The organism is Streptomyces platensis (assembly GCF_008704855.1).
GTDB classification, from domain to species: domain Bacteria; phylum Actinomycetota; class Actinomycetes; order Streptomycetales; family Streptomycetaceae; genus Streptomyces; species Streptomyces platensis.
Window position 1 is genome coordinate 1,093,083 of record NZ_CP023691.1, and the last position, 21,220, is coordinate 1,114,302.

At 71.1% G+C, this 21,220-nt stretch carries 1 protein-coding gene; it reads right to left on the bottom strand.

From position 1 onward, the window contains the following. Positions 1-6 precede the first annotated feature (6 nt). A complete protein-coding gene (locus CP981_RS04590) occupies positions 7-21,210 on the bottom strand; it encodes a type I polyketide synthase (RefSeq protein ID WP_150522310.1) in 21,204 nt (7,067 codons plus the stop codon). Between the last annotated feature and the right edge of the window lie 10 nt (positions 21,211-21,220).

Below are 21,220 nucleotides of genomic sequence, written 5' to 3' on the forward strand. Positions count from 1 at the left end.
GGAAGATCATGAGTTACCGAACTCCCGGTCAAAGACGTCCAGTAGTTCATCGGTGGAGGCGTCGCGGATATCGCTGTCCGTGTCGCCGCCGAATTCCGCCGTATCGCCGTCGCGGTACTGGCTCAGCGCCCGCTCCAGCCGCTTGGTGATGTCCCTTCGGTCACCGCTCTCCGTCCGCAGCATCGAGAGACCGGCTTCCAGCTTTTCGATGGTGGCCAGCACCGTCGCGACGGGGTCGGGCTCGTTCGCCACCACCTCGCCGAGGATGTGGTCGGCGAGCGCGGCGGAGGTCGGATAGTCGAAGATCAGGGTGGCCGGCAGCCGCAGACCGGTGGCGGTGTGCAGACGGTTGCGCAGTTCCACGGCGGTCAGCGAGTCGAAGCCCAGCTCGGTGAACTGCTGATCCGCCTTCATCTTCCCGGTCTCCGCATGTCCGAGGACCGCGGCGACATGGGTGCGCACCAGATCGAGCACCATGCCGGACCGTTCGGCTGCCGGTACGGCCCCCAGCCGGTCGCCCAGCGATACCTCCGCCACGGCCGGGCCGGCTGCCGCCGCCCGCCGTGCGGGTGCCCGCACCACGCCGCGCAGCACCGCGGGGATGTCGCCCGACGCCGCCGGCTTCCGCGGGTCCAGGTCCATCGGGAGCACCACGGCCGGGCCGGCCACGGTCGCCGCGTCGAGCAGCGCCACACCCGCCTCGGAGGACAGTGGTACCAGCCCGCCGCTTCCGATGCGCCGCAGATCGGCCTCGCCGAGCTTGCCGGTCATCCCGCTGCTCCGCGCCCACAGGCCCCAGGGCAACGAGACCGCGGGGAGGCCGGCCGCCCTCCGGTGCGCGGCGAGCGCGTCCAGGAAGGTGTTGGCGGCGGCGTAGTTGCCCTGTCCCGGCGCGCCGAGGATGCCGGCGACCGAGGAGAACAGCACGAACGCGGACAGATCCAGGTCCTGGGTCAGCTCGTGCAGATTCCAGGCCGCGTCGACCTTGGGCCGCAGCACCCGGTCCACCCGGTCGGGGGTCAGCGAGGTGATCACCCCGTCGTCCGTGACTCCGGCGGTGTGCACCACTCCGGTCAGCGGAGCGTCCGCCGGAATCCCGGCCAGCACCGCGGCGAGCGCGTCCCGGTCGGCCGCGTCGCAGGCGAGGATCTCCACCCGGGCGCCGACTTCGGTGAGTTGGGCCCGCAGTTCCTCGGCGCCTTCGGCCGTCGGCCCACTGCGGCTGGTCAGCACCAGGTTCCGTACGCCGTGTCCGGTCACCAAGTGCCGCGCGACCTCGGCGCCCAGCACACCGGTACCGCCGGTGATCAGCACCGTTCCTCCGGTGTTCCACACCGTGGCGCTGTCCTGGCCGGACGGTTCGAGCGCGGCGAGGCGTGGCACCGAGGCGACGCCCCGGCGGATCGCGGCCTGCGGTTCACCGGCGGCGATCAGCGCGGGCAGCTTCGCCATCGAGGCGTCCTCGTCGTCGAGGTCGGCCAGCACGATCCGGTCCGGGTGCTCCGACTGCGCGGAACGCAGCAGGCCCCAGACCGGCGTGGTCACCAGGTCGGCCGGTGCCCCGTCGGGTGCGACCGCACCCCGGGTGAGGACGACCAGCCGGGTGCCGGCAAGGCGCTCGTCGGCCAGCCACTCCTGGACCGTGCCCAGGACACTGTGCACCGCCGCACGGGCCGCGGCCGGCGTCGCCTCCGTCCCGGCACCGGACGACGGCCTCGCCTCCGTCCTGCCACCGGACTCCGACACCGATACCGGCACCGACACCGATACCGGCAGCACCATGAAGTCCGGTGCCGCGTCCCGGCCCGCCGCCTGCGCCGGTTCCGGGCAGGTGCTGACGTCCACGCCCGCCCGCCGCAGGGGTTCGGCGACCTTCTCCGCGTCCGGGCCGACCACGGTCCAGCTACCGGGTACGGGCTCGGCAGCCTCCTCTTCGAGGGCGGTCCAGGCGAGTTCGTACAGTGCTCCGCGCCGCGTGGTGGAGCCGAGCTGTTCGGCCGGCACCGGCCGGGTCACCAGGGAATCGATGGTGGCCACCGGCGCACCGGTCTCGTCGGCCGCCAGGACCTGCACCCCGCCGTCACCGGCCGGGGAGAGCCGGACGCGCAGTGCGGTCGCACCGACGGCGTGCAGCCGGACACCGGTCCAGGCGAACGGCAGCCCCGATACGGCGTCACCGAGCAGTCCCACGGTCTGTAGCGCGGCATCGAGCAGCGCCGGGTGCAGGGCGAACTTCGCCGCATCGGCGCCCGGCTCCTCGGGCAGGGCCACTTCGGCGAACACCTCCGCACCCCGCCGCCAGGCCGCGCGCAGCCCCTGGAACACCGGCCCGTACGCGAAGCCGACCGAGACCAACTCCTCGTAGAACCCGTCCACCGGAATGCGCTCGGCATCGGCCGGCGGCCAGACGCTTTCGCTGAAGCGCACCGGTGTGTCCGTCGCGACGGTCAGTGTGCCGGTGGCGTTCCGGGTCCACTCCTGGTCGGGCTCGTTCTCGTTCCGGGAAAGCACCGCGAGTGCGCGGCGCCCGTCCCCGGCCGACTCCTCCCCCACCGTGACGCGCAGCTGCATTCCGCCGTGCGGCGGGAGGATCAGCGGGGCGTGCAGGGTGAGTTCGTCCAGGAGATCGCAGCCGACCTGGTCCCCGGCCTGGATCGCGAGTTCGACCAGAGCGGTTCCCGGCAGCAGAACGGTGTCCATGATGGTGTGGTCGGCCAGCCAGGGGTGGGTGGCCAGGGACAGCCGCCCGGTGAGGACCACGGCATCCGGCAGGGTGACCGCGGCGCCGAGCAGCGGATGGTCCGCGGCGCCCAGCCCGATCGAGGACACGTCGCCGCTCCCCGTGTTGGCCTGTAGCCAGTAGTTCTGCCGCTGGAACGCGTAGGTGGGCAGCGCCACCCGCCGGGCCCCCGGGAACAGCGGGGTCCAGTCCACCGCGACGCCATGGGCCCACAGCCCGCCCAGTGCGTCCCTCAGCGCGCCGGGTTCGGGGCGGTCCTTGCGCAGGCTCGGCTGGAGGGTGGCGGAAGCGGTGGCTGCGGCGGTCTGCGGCAGGCAGTCCTGGCCCATGGCGGACAGGACGCCGTCGGGGCCGAGTTCGAGGAAGGTGGTGATGCCCTCGGCGTGGGCGGCCTGGATGCCGTCATGGAAGCGGACGGCTTCCCGGACGTGCCGCACCCAGTACTCCGGGTCGCGGAGTTCGGCGGGGTCGGCGAGACGGCCGGTCACGTTGGAGACCAGTGACAACTGGGCTTGGTTGTAGGTGAGTTGGTCCAACACCGCACGGAACTTCGCCAGCATCGGGTCCATCAGCGGCGAATGGAAGGCATGGCTCACCCGCAGCCGCTTGACCTTGCGGCCCTCCGCCTCCAAGGCGGCGGCGATCTGCTCCACCTCGGCCTCGGCGCCGGAGATCACGACGGACTCGGGGCCGTTGACGGCGGCGATACCGACCTGCTCGCAGCCCTCCAGCAACGGCGCGACCTCGTCCTCCGAGGCCCGCACCGACGCCATCACACCGCCGGCCGGTAGCTCCTGCATCAGCCGTCCACGGGCCGCGACCAGCTTCGCCGCATCCGCCAGCGACCACACACCCGCCAGATAGGCAGCCGTGACCTCGCCGATGGAGTGGCCCAGCAGCACAGCCGGTGTCACACCATGGGACTCGACCAGGCGGTAGAGCGCGACTTCCAGGGCGAACAGCGCCGCCTGCGCGTACTGCGTCTGATCGAGCAGGTCCTCCTCGCCCCAGATCACCTCCGCCAGCGGTCGAGGCAGCAGACCGTCCAGCTCCCCGCACACCTCGTCCCAGGCCCGCGCGAACACCGGGTAGGTGTCGTACAGCTCGCGGCCCATGCCCAGTCGCTGCGCACCCTGACCGGTGAACAGCACACCGACCCGGCCATCGCCGGCGACCGCTGTGGGGTGCTCGCCCGCGGCCAGCCGTCCGGCCGCGGCCAGCAGGGCGTCCCGGTCCGCCCCGGTGACGACCGCGCGGTGCTCCAACGCCGCACGGGTGGTGGCCAGCGAGAACCCGATGTCGGCCGGGGCCAGTTCCGGGTGTTCGGCGGTGAAGGACACCAGCCGTCCCGCCTGTGCGTACAGGGCTTCCTGCGTCCGCGCGGAGAGCGTCCAGGACAGCGCACCGGCAGGTCCGCTCTCGGCGGGCGCGGCCTCGGCGGTTTCCGACGTCACGGGTCCCGACGTCGCGGGTCCCGTCGTGGTGGGCGCCGTCGTGGTGGGCGCCGTCGTGGCCAGTTCCTCTGCGGGCGCCTGCTCAAGGATGACGTGGGCGTTGGTGCCGCTGATGCCGAAGGCGGAGATACCGGTCCGGCGCGGGCGGCCGGTCTCCGGCCACTTCCGTGTCTCGGTCAGCAGCTCCACCGCACCCGCGGTCCAGTCGACATGCGGGGTGGGCTCGTCCACGTGCAGGGTCTTGGGCAGCAGCCCCTGCTGGAGCGCGAAGACCATCTTGATGACTCCGGCCGCACCGGCGGCGGCCTGGGTGTGCCCGATGTTGGACTTGACCGCACCGAGCCACAGCGGCCGGTCGGCGGGCCGGTTCTGCCCGTACGTGGCGAGCAGCGCCTGAGCCTCGATCGGGTCGCCCAGCGTGGTGCCGGTGCCATGCGCCTCCACCGCGTCCACGTCGGACGGTTCGAGCCCGGCGTTAGCGAGCGCCTGCCGGATCACCCGCTGCTGCGAGGGGCCGTTGGGGGCGGTCAGACCGTTGGACGCACCGTCCTGGTTCACCGCCGAACCCCGCACCACGGCCAGGATCGGGTGGCCGTTCCGCCGGGCATCCGACAGCCGCTCGACCAGTACCATGCCGGCGCCTTCGGCCCAGCCGGTGCCGTCCGCGGCGCCGGCGAACGGCTTGCAGCGGCCGTCCGCCGCGAGACCGCGCTGCCGGGAGAACTCCACGAAGTTGCCGGGGGTGGCCATCACGCAGACACCGCCGGCCAGGGCCATCGAGCACTCCCCGGAGCGCAGCGCCTGGATGGCCAGATGCAGCGCCACCAGTGACGAGGAGCAGGCCGTGTCCACGGTCACCGCCGGCCCTTCGAGGCCGAGTGAGTAGGAGATCCGGCCGGAGAGCACACTGCCCGCGCCACCGGTGGTGAGGTAGCCCTCGATGTCCTCGGGGACGTTTCCGTCGGCGGGCGCGTAGTCGTGGTAGTTGATCCCGGTGAACACCCCGGTCTGGCTGCCGTTCAGGGCCAGCGGGTCGATGCCCGCGTTCTCGAAGGTCTCCCAGGCGGCCTCCAGCAGAATCCGCTGCTGCGGATCGGCCGCCAGGGCCTCCCGGGGGCTGATCCCGAAGAAGCCGGCATCGAACTCGCCCGCGTCGTAGAGGAATCCGCCCTGCTGGGTGATGCTCTTGCCGGTTTCGGCGGAATCGCCGCCGAACAGGTTGTCCAGGTCCCAGCCACGGTTGACGGGGAAGCCGGAGATGGCGTCCCCACCGCTGGTCACGAGCTGCCAGAGGTCGTCCGGCGAAGCCACCCCTCCGGGATAGCGGCAGGCCATGCCGACGATGACGATGGGGTCGTCGTCGACGGGCCGGGCCACCGGGACCGCGGCGACCGGTGCGGCCACCGTGCCCAGCAGCTCCTCACGTACGTAGCGGGCGAGGGCCTCCGGGTTCGGGTAGTCGAAGATCAGCGTGGCCGGCAGGGTCAGCCCGGTGGCCGCGTTCAGCCGGTTCCGCAGTTCGACCGCGGTGAGCGAATCGAAGCCGAGCTCCTTGAAGGCCCGGGTGGTCCCCACGGCGTCGCCGCCGTCGTAGCCGAGTACGGCGGAGGCCTGCCGGCGGACCAGTTCCACCAGGGTCCGCTCACGCTCCGCCTCGGTCATCGGACGCAGTCGCTCGGCGAGGGTGTCGGCCGTCGCACTGCCGGTGGTCACGGCACGGCGCCGGACCCGCACCAGGCTGCGCAGCAGCGACGGAACCTCACCAGTGCCGGCGATGGCGTTCAGGTCGAGATGGGCGGACAGCGCAACCGGCTGGTCCGCGGCCATCGCAGCATCGAACAGTGCGGCGCCTTCGGCCTGGCCGAGCGGGATCATCCCGCCCCTGGCCATCCGCCGCAGATCGGTTTCGCTGAGCTGCCCGGTCATCCCACTGGCATCGGCCCACAGCCCCCAGGCCAGGGAGGTACCCGGCAGACCACGCAGGCGACGGTGCTCAGCGAGCGCATCCAGGAACGTATTCGCCGCCGCGTAACTGCCCTGCCCGGCACTGCCGAGCACACCGGCAGCGGAGGAGAACAGCACGAATGCCGACAGGTCCAGGCCCTGGGTCAGCTCGTGCAGATTCCAGGCCGCGTCCACCTTCGGCCGCAGCACGGTGTCAAGGCGCTCCGGGGTCAGCGAGCCGATGATGCCGTCGTCCAGGACTCCGGCGGTGTGCACTACGCCCGTCAGCGGGGTCTCGGCCGGGATGCTCGCCAGCACGGCGGCCAGCGCGTCCCGGTCAGCCGCGTCACACGCCACGACCTCAACCCGAGCGCCCAGCTCCGTCAGCTCCGACCGCAACTCCCGTGCACCGTCAGCCTCCAGACCACGACGACTGGTCAACACCAAGCTCCGGACGCCATGTTCAGACACCAGATGCCGGGCGAAAAGCGCGCCCAACGTGCCCGTACCGCCCGTGATCAGCACCGTCCCCTCCGAGCCCCACACCGGTGCACTGTCCGACGGCGCAGTCCGCACCAGCCGCGGCACGGAGACCACCCCGTCGCGGATCGCCACCTGCGGCTCACCCGAAGCAACCGCCGCGGCGATGGCGCCCACCGAGGAGTGCTGCTCATCAAGGTCGATGAGCATGAACTGATCCGGGTTCTCGGTCTGCGCGGAACGCAGCAGACCCCACACCGCGGCACCCACCGCATCCAGCGGCTCGCCCATCACGGAAACGGCGCCGCGAGTCGCGATCACCAGCTTCGACCGCGTGCACCGCTCATCAGCCAGCCAGGACTGGACGCTCTCCAGCACCCGACCCACCATGGCCCGAACCGCCGCCGGCACCGGCAACGCACCATCCGTACGAGGCACCGCCAGCACAACACACTCCGGCACCTCCACCAGCTCACTCAGTACATCCGCACCCGACGCACCCAGCGCCGCAGCCAGCCCCACGTCCTCACCGAGAACCGCCCACGAACCCGCCACCGGCTCAGACCGAAGCGGCAACTCCGACCACTCCACCCCGAACAGCGAATCCCGGTGCCCAGGGCCGGCGGCCGTCACGTCCTCTTCGGAAATCGCCGTCCAGGCAATGGATTCGGCCGTGGCGACCACTTCGCCGTCGTGGTCGGCGGCTACGAGGGCGTAGCCGTCCCCCACGCTGGAGAGCTTGACCCGTAGCGCGGTCGCGCCTTCGGCGAACAGCGTCACGCCTGTCCACTGCGCGGCGAGTGGTGTCCCGTCCGCGACTTCCTGGCGCGTCGCCGGGTGCAGCGCGGCGTCGAGCAGGGCAGGGTGCAGACCGAATCGGCCCGCCTCGCCCTCGTTCTCCTCCTTCAGAGCGACCTCGGCGAACAGGTCCGCACCGCGGCGCCAGGCCGCTCGGACGTTCTCGAAGACCGGGCCATGGGTGATCCCCGCGGCGGCGAGTTCGTCATAGAGCCCGTCCACCGTCATGGTGTCGGCGCCGGCCGGCGGCCAGGCCGCTTCGCCGAATCCGACGGGTGCAGCACCCGCGGCCAGTACGCCGGTGGCGTGCCGGGTCCAGGGCAGGTCGGCTTCGGCGTCCTCATTGCGGGAGAACACGGCCAGCTCCCGGCGCCCGTCCGCATCGGATTCGCCGACGGTGACACGGAGCTGGAGCCCGGCGCCTTCCGGCAGGAGAGGCGGAACCAACACGGTGAGTTCTTCCAGCAGGTCACAGCCGACCTGGTCACCGGCCCGGAAGGCCAGCTCCACGAGGGCAGAACTCGGCAGCACCACGGCACCGAGTACCGCGTGGTCGGCCAGCCAGGGGTGCGTGGCCAGGGACAGCCGCGCGGTGAACAGATAACCGTCGGACTCGGGCAGGGCCACGGCCGCGCCCAGAAGGGGATGCTGCGAGTCCGCCTGGCCGAGGCCGGTGGCGTCACCGGCCGCGACCACAGTGGCGGGCCAGTAGCGCTTGTGCTGGAAGGCATAAGTAGGCAGGTCAACCCGCCGGCCGGTGGGCAGCAGGGTGCGCCAGTTCACCGGGACGCCATGCGCCCAGAGCCGGCCGAGCGACTGCGCGAACCGGGACCAGCCACCCTCCTCACGACGCAGGGTGCCGGTCACCACGACAGGACTGCTTGCCCCTTGCGCGGTGTCCTCGATTCCAGGCGTCAGTACGGGGTGCGCGCTGCACTCCACGAACACGCCGTGACCGTCGGCCAACAGGGCCTGGACGGCTTCCTCGAACCGCACGGGATTGCGCAGGTTCTCGAACCAGTAGGCAGCATCCAGCTCTTCGCCCGAGACCACCGACGCATGCATCGCGGAGTAGAACGGGATACGGCCGTCAGCAGGCGCCACCTCAGCCAGAACCGCCGCGAGCTCCTCACGCAGCTCCTCGACCTGGGCACCGTGCGAGGCGTAATCCACCGGAATCCGCCGCGCCCGCACCTCCTGCTCAGCACACTCCGCCAACAACTCCTGCAAGGCATCGGGCTCACCGGAAACCACGGTCGAGATAGGCCCGTTGATGGCGGCCACGGACACCCGCTCGCCCCACTTGGCGATGCGCTCCTGCACGACTTCGCGCGAGCCGGCAACGGAGACCATGCCACCACGCCCGGCCAACACCCGACCGATGGCCTGACTGCGCAACGCCACCACCCGCGCGCCATCACGCAGCGACAAAATCCCCGCCACACAAGCGGCCGCGATCTCACCCTGCGAATGCCCCACCACAGCCGACGGCACCACGCCACAGTCCTCCCAGACCGCAGCCAACGACACCATCACCGCCCACAGCACCGGCTGCACCACATCAACCCGCGCCAATGCGTCCTCATCCGACAGCACCGCCATCAGATCCCAGGACACGAACTCCGACAGCGCCGCACCACACTCAGCCATCCGCCCCGCAAACACCGGGGAGGAGGCCAGCAGTTCATCCGCCATACCCAGCCACTGCGACCCCTGACCAGGGAAAACCAGCACCGCACCAGAAGCCGCCGTAGCCGCCACACTGCCCTGGACCACACCCGCACCATCCAGGCCACCGGCAAAACCACCAGCAAGCCCACCGGCAAGCCCACGCAAGCCACTCAGCAGCTGCTCCCTCTCAGCGCCGACCACCACGGCCCGGTGCTCCAACACCGCCCGCGTGCTCAGCAGCGACAACCCGACATCAGCCAGGCCCACCTCCGGCCGCTCCTCCACAAAGGACGCCAACCGGCCCGCCTGTGCCGCCAACGCCTGCTCCGAACGCGCCGACAGCACCCACGGCAGAACCCCGGGCCGGGCCCCCTCGACCGGCTCGACCGGCTCGGCCGGCACGTCTTCAGGGGCCTGCTCCAGCACCACATGCGCATTCGTCCCGCTGATGCCGAAGGACGACACCCCCGCCCGGCGCGGACGGCCGGTGTCCGGCCATTCGCGCGCCTCGGCGAGGAGTTCGACCGCGCCGGCGGCCCAGTCCACATGCGGGGAGGGCTCGTCCACGTGCAGCGACTTGGGCAGGAGGCCCTGCCGCATGGCCAGGATCATCTTCATCACACCGGCGACACCGGCCGCGGCCTGGGTGTGACCGATGTTCGACTTGATGGACCCCAGCCACAGCGGCCGGTCCTCGGGGCGGTCCTGGCCGTACGTGGCGAGCAGCGCCTGGGCCTCGATCGGGTCACCCAGCCGCGTACCGGTGCCGTGCGCCTCCACCGCGTCCACCTCGGACGGGGACAGTCGTGCGCCGGCCAATGCCTGCCGGATCACCCGTTGCTGCGACGGGCCGTTGGGGGCGGTCAGACCGTTGGAGGCACCGTCCTGGTTCACCGCCGAACCCCGCACCACCGCCAGGACCCGGTGACCGTTGCGACGGGCGTCCGAGAGCCGCTCCACGAGCAGCATGCCGACGCCCTCGCCCCAGCCCGTACCGTCCGCGGCCGCGGCGAACGGCTTGCAGCGGCCGTCCGCGGACAGGCCGCGCTGCCGGGAGAAGTCGATGAACGTATCGGGGGTGGCCATCACGGTCACACCGCCGGCCAGGGCCAGCGAGCATTCACCGGACCGCAGTGCCTGCACCGCGAAGTGCAGGGCCACCAGCGACGAGGAACACGCGGTGTCCACGGTGACCGCGGGCCCTTCGAACCCGAAGGAGTAGGCCAGCCGGCCGGAGGTCACACTGCCGGAGTTGCCGGTGCCCATGAAGCCCTCGACGCCCTCGCCCACGGACTGCAACTGGTGGACGTAGTCGTGGTACATGAGCCCGGCGTAGACGCCGGTCGGGGTGCCGCGCAGGGCGGTGGGGTCGATTCCCGCGCTCTCCAGGGCTTCCCAGGAGGTTTCCAGCAGGAGCCGTTGCTGCGGGTCCATGGCCAGCGCTTCGTTCGGGCTGATCCCGAAGAACGTGGGATCGAAGTCCGCGGCACCGTCCAGGAAACCTCCCTCGCGCGTGTACGAGGTGCCCTGGTGGTCGGGGTCCGGGTGGTACAGGGCGTCGAGGTTCCAGCCACGGTCGCCGGGGAAGGCGGAGATGCCGTCCCGCCCGGTTTCCAGCATGCGCCAGAGGTCCTCGGGGCTGTGGACGTTGCCGGGGAGGTGGCAGGCCATACCGATGATGGCGATGGGTTCGTCCACCGTCGTGCCGGTGGCGACGCCGGTGACGACCGGCTGATCCCGGTCCCCGACCAACTCGTCGCGCAGATGGTCCAACAGCGCAGCCGGGGTCGGGTAGTCGAACACCAAGGTGGCGGGCAGCCGCAGGCCGGTCGCCGAGTTGAGCCGGTTGCGCAGTTCGACCGCCGTCAGCGAGTCGAATCCGAGGTCCTTGAATACCTGGTCGATCCGGACCGCACCCGCGTTCTCGTAGCCCAGTACGGCCGCCACCTGGGTGGTCACCAGGTCGAGCAGCAGCTCATCGCGTTCCTCGACGGGGAGACCCAGCAGGCGGTCGCCCAGCGATCCGGCCGAGGTGGCCTCGGCGGCGGTACGGCGCACGGGGGCCCGCACCACTCCTCGCAGGATCGCCGGCACCGCCCCGGAGGCCGCGAGGGCCTGCGCGTCCAGCCGGATCGGGGCGATCACGGCCTCGTCGGCGCCGACGGCCGCGTCGAACATCGCGGTGCCGTCGGGCGCGGAGATCGCCAGGAACCCGTCCGCGGCCATCCGCCGCAGATGGGTGTCCTCGACCTGGCCGGTCATTCCACTGGTGTCCGCCGCCCACGGCCCCCAGGCCAGGGAGGTACCCGGCAGGCCACTGAGACGGCGGTGCTCAGCGAGCACGTCGAGGAAGGAGTTGGCCGCGGCGTAGTTGGCCTGTCCGGCGCTGCCGAGCACACCGGCAGCAGACGAGAACAGTACGAACGCCGAGAGGTCCAGTCCCTCGGTCAGCTCGTGCAAGTTCCAGGCGGCGTCCACCTTCGGCCGCAGCACGGTGTTGAGGCGCTCCGGGTTCAGCGAGCCGATGATGCCGTCGTCCAGGACACCTGCCGTGTGCACCACACCCGTCAGCGGGGCCTCCGCGGGGATGCCCGCCAGCAGCTCCCCGAGGGCCTCCCGGTCAGCCGCGTCACACGCCACGACCTCAACCCGGGCACCCAGCTCCGTCAGCTCGGACTGCAACTCCCGTGCGCCGCGCGCCTCCAGGCCACGGCGACTCGTCAACACCAGCCTGCGGACGCCGTGTTCAGACACCAGGTGCCGGGCGAACAGGGCACCCAACGTGCCCGTGCCGCCGGTGATCAGCACGGTGCCTTCGGGGTCCCACACCGGCGCACCGTCCACTCCGGACGGCACGATCCGCGCCAGCCGCGGCACGGACACCACACCGTTCCGGATCGCCAGCTGTGGCTCGCCGGATGCCACGGCCGCACGGACCGCCTGGAGCGAACCCGCCTCACCGTCCACGTCGACCAGCACGAACCGGCCCGGGTTCTCCGACTGCGCGGACCGCACCAGCCCCCACACCGCGGCCGCCGCCACCTCGACCGGCTCGCTCGCCACCGAGACGGCGCCCCGGGTCACGATCACCAGGGTCGAACCCTCGAACCGCTCATCCACCAGCCAGGTCTGTACCCGCTGCAACACCTCGGCCGTAGCCCCGCGCACCGAGCCCGGAACATCCGCGCTCGCGCCCGGCTTCACGTCCGGGGACCACGCCACATGACCCGGCACCGACTCCGCCGACGGATCCAGGACTCCCACGCCCAGACCGGCCGCCGGCACCACATCCTCGTCGGCCACCGCCCACGCGCCGTCCACGTCCCCGGCGGGCAGCGCGACCGGCGCCCACTCCACCGCGAACAACGCCTCCCGCTGTCCGCCACCAGCACGCGCCAGCTGCCCGGCGGCAGGCACCGGACGGGTGGTCAGGGCCTCGATGGTGGCCACCGGGGCGCCCGCGTCATCGACGGCCAGGATCCGCATCCCGCCGTCGCCCGTCGGCGTCAGCCGGGCCCGCAAGGAGGCCGCGCCGACGGCGTGCAGGCGCACTCCGGCCCAGGCGAAGGGCAGGCCGGGGCCGTCCGTGCCGAGGTCGTCGCTGAGACCGAAGGTCTGGAGTACGGCGTCGAGCAGGGCAGGGTGCAGCCCGAACTCGGCGGCCTCCTCGGCGGCGCCGTCAGGCAGCGCGACCTCGACGAACAGCTCCGCGCCGCGTCGCCAGGCCGCCCGTACCCCCTGGAACACCGGGCCGTAGCCGAATCCGGCGTCGACGAGTTCCGCGTAGAAGCCGTCCACGGAGACGGCCTCGGCCCCGGCCGGCGGCCAGGCCGCTTCACCCAGGTCCGGGAGCGGGAGGGCACCCGCGGTGGTCAGCACGCCCAGCGCATGCCGGGTCCACGGCTCCGCACCGTCCTCGCCACGGGAGAACATGGACAGCTCGCGTCGGCCGTGGGCGTCCGGACCATCCACGGTGATCTGGATCTGTATCCCACCGGTCGACGGAATGATCATCGGCGCCTGAAGGGTCAGCTCCTCCAGCAGGTCGCAGCCGACCTGGTCCCCGGCCCGGATGGCGAGTTCGACCAGCGCGGTGCCGGGCACCAGGACCGTGTCCATGACGGCGTGGTCGGCGAGCCAGGGGTGAGTGGCCAGGGACAGCCGCCCGGTGAAGAGGAACCCGTCGGACCCGGGCAGCGGCACCGCGGCACTGAGCAGCGGGTGATCCGCGGCGGCCAGACCGGCCGAGGTCACATCGCCGGCGCCCGCGCCGGTGCGGTCCAGCCAGTACCGCTGCCGCTGGAACGCGTAGGTGGGCAGCGCCACCTGGCGGGCACCGGGGAAGAACGTCGCCCAGTCCACCACGACGCCCCGCGCGTAAACGGCGCCCAGAGCCTGGAGCACCGCTTCCGGCTCGGACCGGTTCTTGCGCAGACTCGGCTGAAGGGTCGCGGTCTCCGGCAGGCAGTCCTGTCCCATGGCCGTCAGGACACCGTCGGGGCCGAGTTCGAGGAAGGTGGTGACGCCCTCGGCGTGGGCGGCCTGGATGCCGTCATGGAAGCGGACGGCTTCCCGGACGTGCCGCACCCAGTACTCCGGGGTGCGGAGTTCGGCGGGGTCGGCGAGACGGCCGGTCACATTCGAGACAACCGGCAACTTGACGTCGTTGTAGGTGAGTTGGTCCAGGACCGTGCGGAACTCGGCCAGCATCGGGTCCATCAGCGGCGAGTGGAAGGCATGGCTCACCCGCAGCCGCTTGACCTTCCGCCCCTCCGCCTCCAGAGCGGCGACGACCTTCGCCACCTCAGCCTCAGCACCCGAGATCACCACGGACTCGGGGCCGTTGACAGCGGCGATGCCCACCTGAGCGCGGCCGTCCAGCAGCGGCGCGACCTCATCCTCCCAAGCCCGCACCGAGACCATGACGCCGCCGGTCGGCAGGACCTGCATCAACCGCCCACGCGCCGCCACCAACTTCGCCGCATCCGACAGCGACCACACACCCGCCAGATACGCAGCTGTCACCTCACCGATGGAATGACCCAGCAACACAGCCGGAGCCACACCATGGGACTCCACCAACCGATACAGCGCCACCTCCAGCGCGAACAGCGCCGCCTGCGCAAACTGCGTCTGGTCGAGGAGCTCTCCCCCGCCCCGGACCACCTCCGTCAGCGGCCGAGGCAGCAGACCGTCCAGCTCCCCACAGACCTCATCCCAGGCCCGCGCAAACACCGGATACGTCTCATACAACTCACGGCCCATCCCCAGCCGCTGCGCCCCCTGACCGGTGAACAGCACACCAAGACGCCCATCACCAGCCACAGGCCCACTCACCGAAGGCAGGGCCTCTAGAGCCGCGAGCAGCGACTCGCGATCCGCCCCCGTGACCACCGCCCGGTATTCCAACCCCGCACGGCTCGTCGCAAGCGAAAACCCGACGTCAGCAAGCCCCACCTCCGGCTGCCGCACCACAAACGCCCCAAGACGCTCCGCCTGCCCCGCCAACGCCTCCGCAGAACGAGCAGACAACACCCACGGCACCGGCCCGACCACCGCCGGAACAACCGACTCCACCCGCCCCCCTTCTTCAGGAGCCTGCTCCAGCACCACATGCGCATTCGTCCCACTGATACCGAACGACGACACACCGGCGCGGCGGGGGCGGCCGGTGTCCGGCCACTCCTGCGCTTCGGCGAGCAGCTCGACCGCGCCCGCGGACCAGTCGACATGCGGAGTGGGCTCGTCCAGGTGCAGGGTCTTGGGCAGGAGGCCCTGCCGCATGGCGAGGACCATCTTCATGACGCCGGCGACTCCGGCCGCGGCCTGGGTGTGCCCGAGGTTGGACTTGATCGCGCCGAGCCACAAGGGCTGGTCGGCGGGCCGGTCCTGGCCGTACGTGGCCAGCAGCGCCTGGGCCTCGATCGGGTCGCCCAGCCGCGTGCCCGTGCCGTGTGCCTCCACCGCGTCCACCTCGGACGGCTTCAGGCCCGCACCGGCCAGCGCCTGCCGGATCACCCGCTGCTGCGAGGGGCCGTTGGGGGCGGTCAGACCGTTGGACGCACCGTCCTGGTTCACCGCCGAACCCCGCACCACCGCGAGGACTGTATGGCCGTTCCGCCGGGCATCGGAGAGCCGCTCCACGAGCAGCATGCCGACGCCCTCGCCCCAGCCCGTACCGTCCGCGGCCGCGGCGAACGGCTTGCAGCGGCCGTCCGCCGCGAGACCGCGCTGCCGGGAGAAGTCGATGAACGTATCGGGGGTGGACATCACCGAGACACCGCCGGCCAGGGCCAGCGAGCACTCACCGGACCGCAGTGCCTGCATCGCCCAGTGCAGTGCCACCAGCGAGGCGGAGCACGCCGTGTCCACGGTGACCGCGGGGCCTTCGAAGCCGAGTGAGTAGGAGACCCGGCCCGAGACCACACTGGCCGAGGTTCCGGTGATCAGGTAGCCGTCCGCGTTGTCCGCGCCCTGGGCGAGGAGCGAGCCGTAGTCCTGGCCGTTGGTACCGACGAAGACACCGGCGTCGCTGCCCCGCAGAGTGGTCGGGTCGATGCCCGCGTTCTCCAGGGTCTCCCAGGAGGTTTCCAGCAGGATCCGCTGCTGCGGATCCATCGCGGTGGCCTCACGCGGCGAGACGCCGAAGAAGCCGGCATCGAAATCACCGGCGTTGCCGAGGAAGCCGCCCTCGCGCACATACGAGGTGCCCTTGTGCTCCGGGTCCGGGTGATAGAGCCGCTCCACGTCCCAGCCACGGTCGGCCGGGAAGTCACCGATCGCATCGCCGCCACGCGCCAGCAGCTCCCACAACGCGTCGGGGCTGTCAATCCCGCCGGGGAACCGGCAGGCCATGCCGACGATGGCGATGGGCTCGTCGTCCACGGCTGCCTTGGCACGTACCGCGGGGGGGGTGCTCTGGCCGCCGAGCAGTTCCTCCCGCAGATGGCGCACCATCGCGGACGGGGTGGGGTAGTCGAAAATCAGCGTGGCCGACAGCCGCAGACCGGTGGCGTTGTCCAACCGGTTACGCAGTTCCACGGCGGTGAGCGAGTCGAACCCGAGGTCCTTGAACGCCCGGGACGCGTCGAGCCCACTGCTGTCGGAGTAGCCCAGCACCAGGGCTACCTGGGCGGTGACAAGGTCCAGCAGAGCACGGTCCTGCTCGGCCTTCGTCAGCCCGGCGAGCCGGTCCCGCAATGTGCTGCCGGCACCGCCGCCGACCGCGGCAGTACGCCGCCGGACCGGTATGAGGCCGTGCAGGATCGCCGGTACCGAGGACGCGGCGGCGAGGGCCCGCACGTCGAGATGGATCGGCACGGACAGCGCCGATTCCACGGCGATCGCCGCGTCGAACAGGTCCACGCCTTCGGCCGCGGAGACCGGCAGCACACCGTCGGCCGCCATGCGCCGCAGGTCGGCGTCGCTGAGCTGCCCCGTCATTCCGCCGGCGTCTGCCCACAGGCCCCAGGCCAGGGAGGTACCCGGCAGGCCACTGAGACGACGGTGCTCAGCGAGCGCGTCGAGGAAGGAGTTGGCCGCGGCGTAATTGCCCTGCCCGGCACTGCCGAGCACACCGGCGGCCGAGGAGAACAACACGAACGCCGAGAGATCCAGGCCCTGGGTCAGCTCGTGCAGATTCCAGGCCGCGTCCACCTTCGGCCGCAGCACGGTGTCAAGGCGCTCCGGGGTCAGCGAGCCGATGATGCCGTCGTCCAGGACTCCGGCGGTGTGCACCACACCCGTCAGCGGGGCCTCGGCCGGGATGCTCGCCAGCACGGCGGCCAGCGCATCACGGTCAGCCGCGTCACACGCCACGACCTCAACCCGAGCGCCCAGCTCCGTCAGCTCCGACCGCAACTCCCGTGCACCGTCAGCCTCCAGACCACGGCGACTGGTCAACACCAAGCTGCGAACACCGTGTTCAGACACCAGATGCCGGGCGAACAGCGCACCCAACGTGCCTGTACCGCCTGTGATCAGCACCGTGCCCTCGGAGTCCCACACCGGCGCACTGTCCAACGGCGCAGTCCGCACCAGCCGCGGCACGGAAACCACCCCGTCGCGAACCGCCACCTGCGGCTCACCCGAAGCAACCGCCGCGGCGATCACCTCCATCGACGCCTCACGCTCGTCAAGGTCGAGCAGCACGAACTGATCCGGGTTCTCGGCCTGGGCGGAACGCAGCAGACCCCACACCGCGGGAGCCACCGCATCCAGCGGCTCGCCCGCCACCGACACGGCGCCACGGGTCGCGATCACCAGCTTCGAACGCGTGCACCGCTCATCAGCCAGCCAGGACTGGACGCTCTCCAGCACCCGACCCACCGTGGCCCGTACCGCCGACGGGACAGGCGACGCACCATCCGTACGAGGCACCGCCAGCACAACACACTCCGGCACCTCCACCAGCTCACTCAGCACGTCCGCACCCGACGCACCCAGCGCCGCAGCCAGCGCCCCGTCCTCACCAAGGACCGCCCACGAACCCGCCACCGGCTCAGACCGAAGCGGCAACTCCGACCACTCCACCCCGAAGAGCGAATCCCGTTGCCGCACCGTGGCGTTGGCGAACTTCTCGGCTTCGACCGCGCCCCACGTCACCACGTCCGTCGACGCCACCAGGCCGCCGGCCTCGTCCGTCGCGGTCAGCGCATAGCCGTCACCGGCCTTGGTCAGCTGCACCCGCAACGACACCGCGCCCACCGCGTGCAGCCGCACCCCGGACCAGGAGACGGGCAGTCGCAGCCCGTCGGTCACCGGTTGAAGGGCTGCGTCCAGCAATGCCGGGTGCAGGCCGAACTCGCCCGCCCGGTCGGCGATTTCCTCGGGCAGCGCAACCTCGGCGAAGACCTCATCGCCACGACGCCACATCGCTCGCACACCGCCGAACACCGGCCCATACTCGAATCCGGCCGCGGCCAGCTCCCCGTAGAGCCCTTCCACGGAAACGGTTTCCGCGCCGGCCGGCGGCCATACCGCAGGGTCGACGCTCCCGACGGGTATCCCCGCGGCCAGCACTCCGTCCGCATGCCGGGTCCAGGCCTCGTCCACCGCTTCCTCATCGCGGGCGAACACCGCAATCTCACGGCGACCGTCCACCGCGGACTGACCGAGCGCGACCCGGAGCTGCACTCCGCCACGTTCGGGCAGGATCAGGGGTGCCCGCACGGTGAGCTCTTCCAGCAGGTCACAGCCGACCTGATCACCGGCCCGTATGGCGAGTTCGACCAGGGCCGAGCCGGGCAACACGGCAGCGCCGAGTACGGAGTGGTCGGCGAGCCAGGGGTGGGTGGCCAGGGACAGCCGGCCGGTGAAGAGGAACCCGTCCGAATCCGGGAGGGCGACGGCAGCGCCGAGCAGCGGGTGATCCGCAGCGCCCAGACCGGCCGAGGTCACATCGCCGGCGCCCGCGCCGGTGCGGTCCAGCCAGTACCGCTGCCGCTGGAACGCGTAGGTGGGCAGCGCCACCTGGCGGGCACCGGGGAAGAACGTCGCCCAGTCCACCACGACACCCCGCGCGTAGGCAGCGCCAAGGGCCTGGAGGACGGCTTCCGCCTCGGGCCGGTCCTTGCGCAGACCGGGCAGGAAGACCGCGGGAGTGCCCTCGGCCTCACGGAGGCAGTCCTGTCCCATGGCCGACAGGACGCCATCGGGGCCGAGTTCGAGGAAGGTGGTGACGCCCTCGCCGTAGGCAGCGCGCATACCGTCGTGGAAGCGGACGGCTTCCCGGACGTGCCGCACCCAGTACTCCGGGTCACGAAGCTCGGCGGGGTCAGCGAGGCGGCCGGTCACATTCGAGACGACCGGCAACTTAGCGTCTTCATACGTGAGTTGGTCCAGGACGGAACGGAACTCGGCCAGCATCGGGTCCATCAGCGGCGAGTGGAAGGCATGGCTCACCCGCAGCCGCTTGACCTTCCGCCCCTCCGCCTCCAGAGCGGCGACGACCTTCGCCACCTCAGCCTCAGCACCCGAGATCACCACGGACTCGGGGCCGTTGACAGCGGCGATGCCCACCTGAGCGCGGCCGTCCAGCAGCGGCGCGACCTCATCCTCCCAAGCCCGCACCGAGACCATGACGCCGCCGGTCGGCAGGACCTGCATCAACCGCCCACGCGCCGCCACCAACTTCGCCGCATCCGACAGCGACCACACACCCGCCAGATACGCAGCTGTCACCTCACCGATGGAATGACCCAGCAACACAGCCGGAGCCACACCATGGGACTCCACCAACCGATACAGCGCCACCTCCAGCGCGAACAGCGCCGCCTGCGCAAACTGCGTCTGGTCGAGGAGCTCTCCCCCGCCCCGGACCACCTCCGTCAGCGGCCGAGGCAGCAGACCGTCCAGCTCCCCACAGACCTCATCCCAGGCCCGCGCAAACACCGGATACGTCTCATACAACTCACGGCCCATCCCCAGCCGCTGCGCCCCCTGACCGGTGAACAGCACACCAAGACGCCCATCACCAGCCACAGGCCCACTCACCGAAGGCAGGGCCTCTAGAGCCGCGAGCAGCGACTCGCGATCCGCCCCCGTGACCACCGCCCGGTATTCCAACCCCGCACGGCTCGTCGCAAGCGAAAACCCGACGTCAGCAAGCCCCACCTCCGGCTGCCGCACCACAAACGACCCAAGACGCTCCGCCTGCCCCGCCAACGCCTCCGCAGAACGAGCAGACAACACCCACGGCACCGGCCCGACCACCGCCGGAACAACCGACTCCACCCGCCCCCCTTCTTCAGGAGCCTGCTCCAGCACCACATGCGCATTCGTCCCACTGATACCGAACGACGAGACGCCTGCCCGGCGCGGTTGGCCGCTCTCGGGCCATTGCCTGGCCTCGGTCAGGAGTTCCACCGCGCCGGCGGACCAGTCCACGTGTGACGAGGGCGCATCGATGTGCAGGCTCTTGGGCAGCACACCGTGCCGCAGGGCCATGACCATCTTGATGACACCGGCCGCGCCCGCCGCGGCCTGGCTGTGCCCGATATTCGACTTGACCGTCCCCAGCCACAGGGGCCGGTCCTCGGGGCGGTCCTGGCCGTACGTGGCCAGCAGCGCCTGGGCCTCGATCGGGTCGCCGAGCGTCGTGCCGGTGCCGTGCGCCTCCACCGCGTCGACCTGGCCGGCCGTTACGCCCGCGTTGGCGAGTGCCTGGTCGATGACGCGCTGCTGCGAGGGGCCGTTCGGGGCGGTCAGGCCGTTGGACGCACCGTCCTGGTTCACCGCCGAACCCCGCACCACCGCAAGGATCGGGTGACCGTGGCGCTCGGCGTCCGACAGCCGCTCGACCAGCAGGATTCCGGCGCCTTCGCTGAGCACGGTGCCGTCGGCGCCGGTGCCGAACGCCCTGACCTCACCGCTGCGTGCCAGGTTCTGCTGGCGGCTGAAGTCGACGAAGGTGACGGGGGTGGACATCACGGTGACGCCGCCGGCCAGTGCCATCGAGCATTCGCCGGAGCGCAGCGCCTGGATCGCCAGATGCAGGGAGACCAGCGAGGAGGAACAGGCGGTGTCCACGGATACGGCGGGGCCTTCGAGGCCGAGCAGATAGGCGACCCGGCCGGAGAAAATGCTGCCGTCGGAACCGCTGCCGAGAAAGGCGGCCACTTCCTCGGATATTCCGGAGACTCCGGTGCCGTAGTCGTGGTACATGACGCCGGCGAACACACCGGTTTTGCTCCCTTTCAGCGAAAGGGGGTCGATTCCGGCGCGTTCGACGGCTTCCCAGGAGACCTCCAGCATCAGCCGCTGCTGTGGGTCCATGGCCAGCGCTTCGCGCGGTGAGATGCCGAAGAATGCCGGGTCGAACTCCGCGGCCTCATGCAGGAATCCGCCCTGCCGGACGTAGGAAGTACCGCGGTGTGCGGGGTCCGGGTGGTACAGCGAGTCGAGGTCCCAGCCGCGGTCGGCGGGGAATTCGGTGATGCCGTTCTCGCCCTGGGACACCAGGTCCCAGAGGTCCTCCGGTGACGACACGCCGCCCGGGTACCGGCAGGCCATTCCGACGATCGCGATCGGCTCGGATTCGAGCTCCCAGACGCGACGGCGGCTCTCTCGCAGGTCGATCGCCGCCTGCTTCAGATACTCGACAAGCTTCTCGTTGTTCGTCACCTGCACCGGC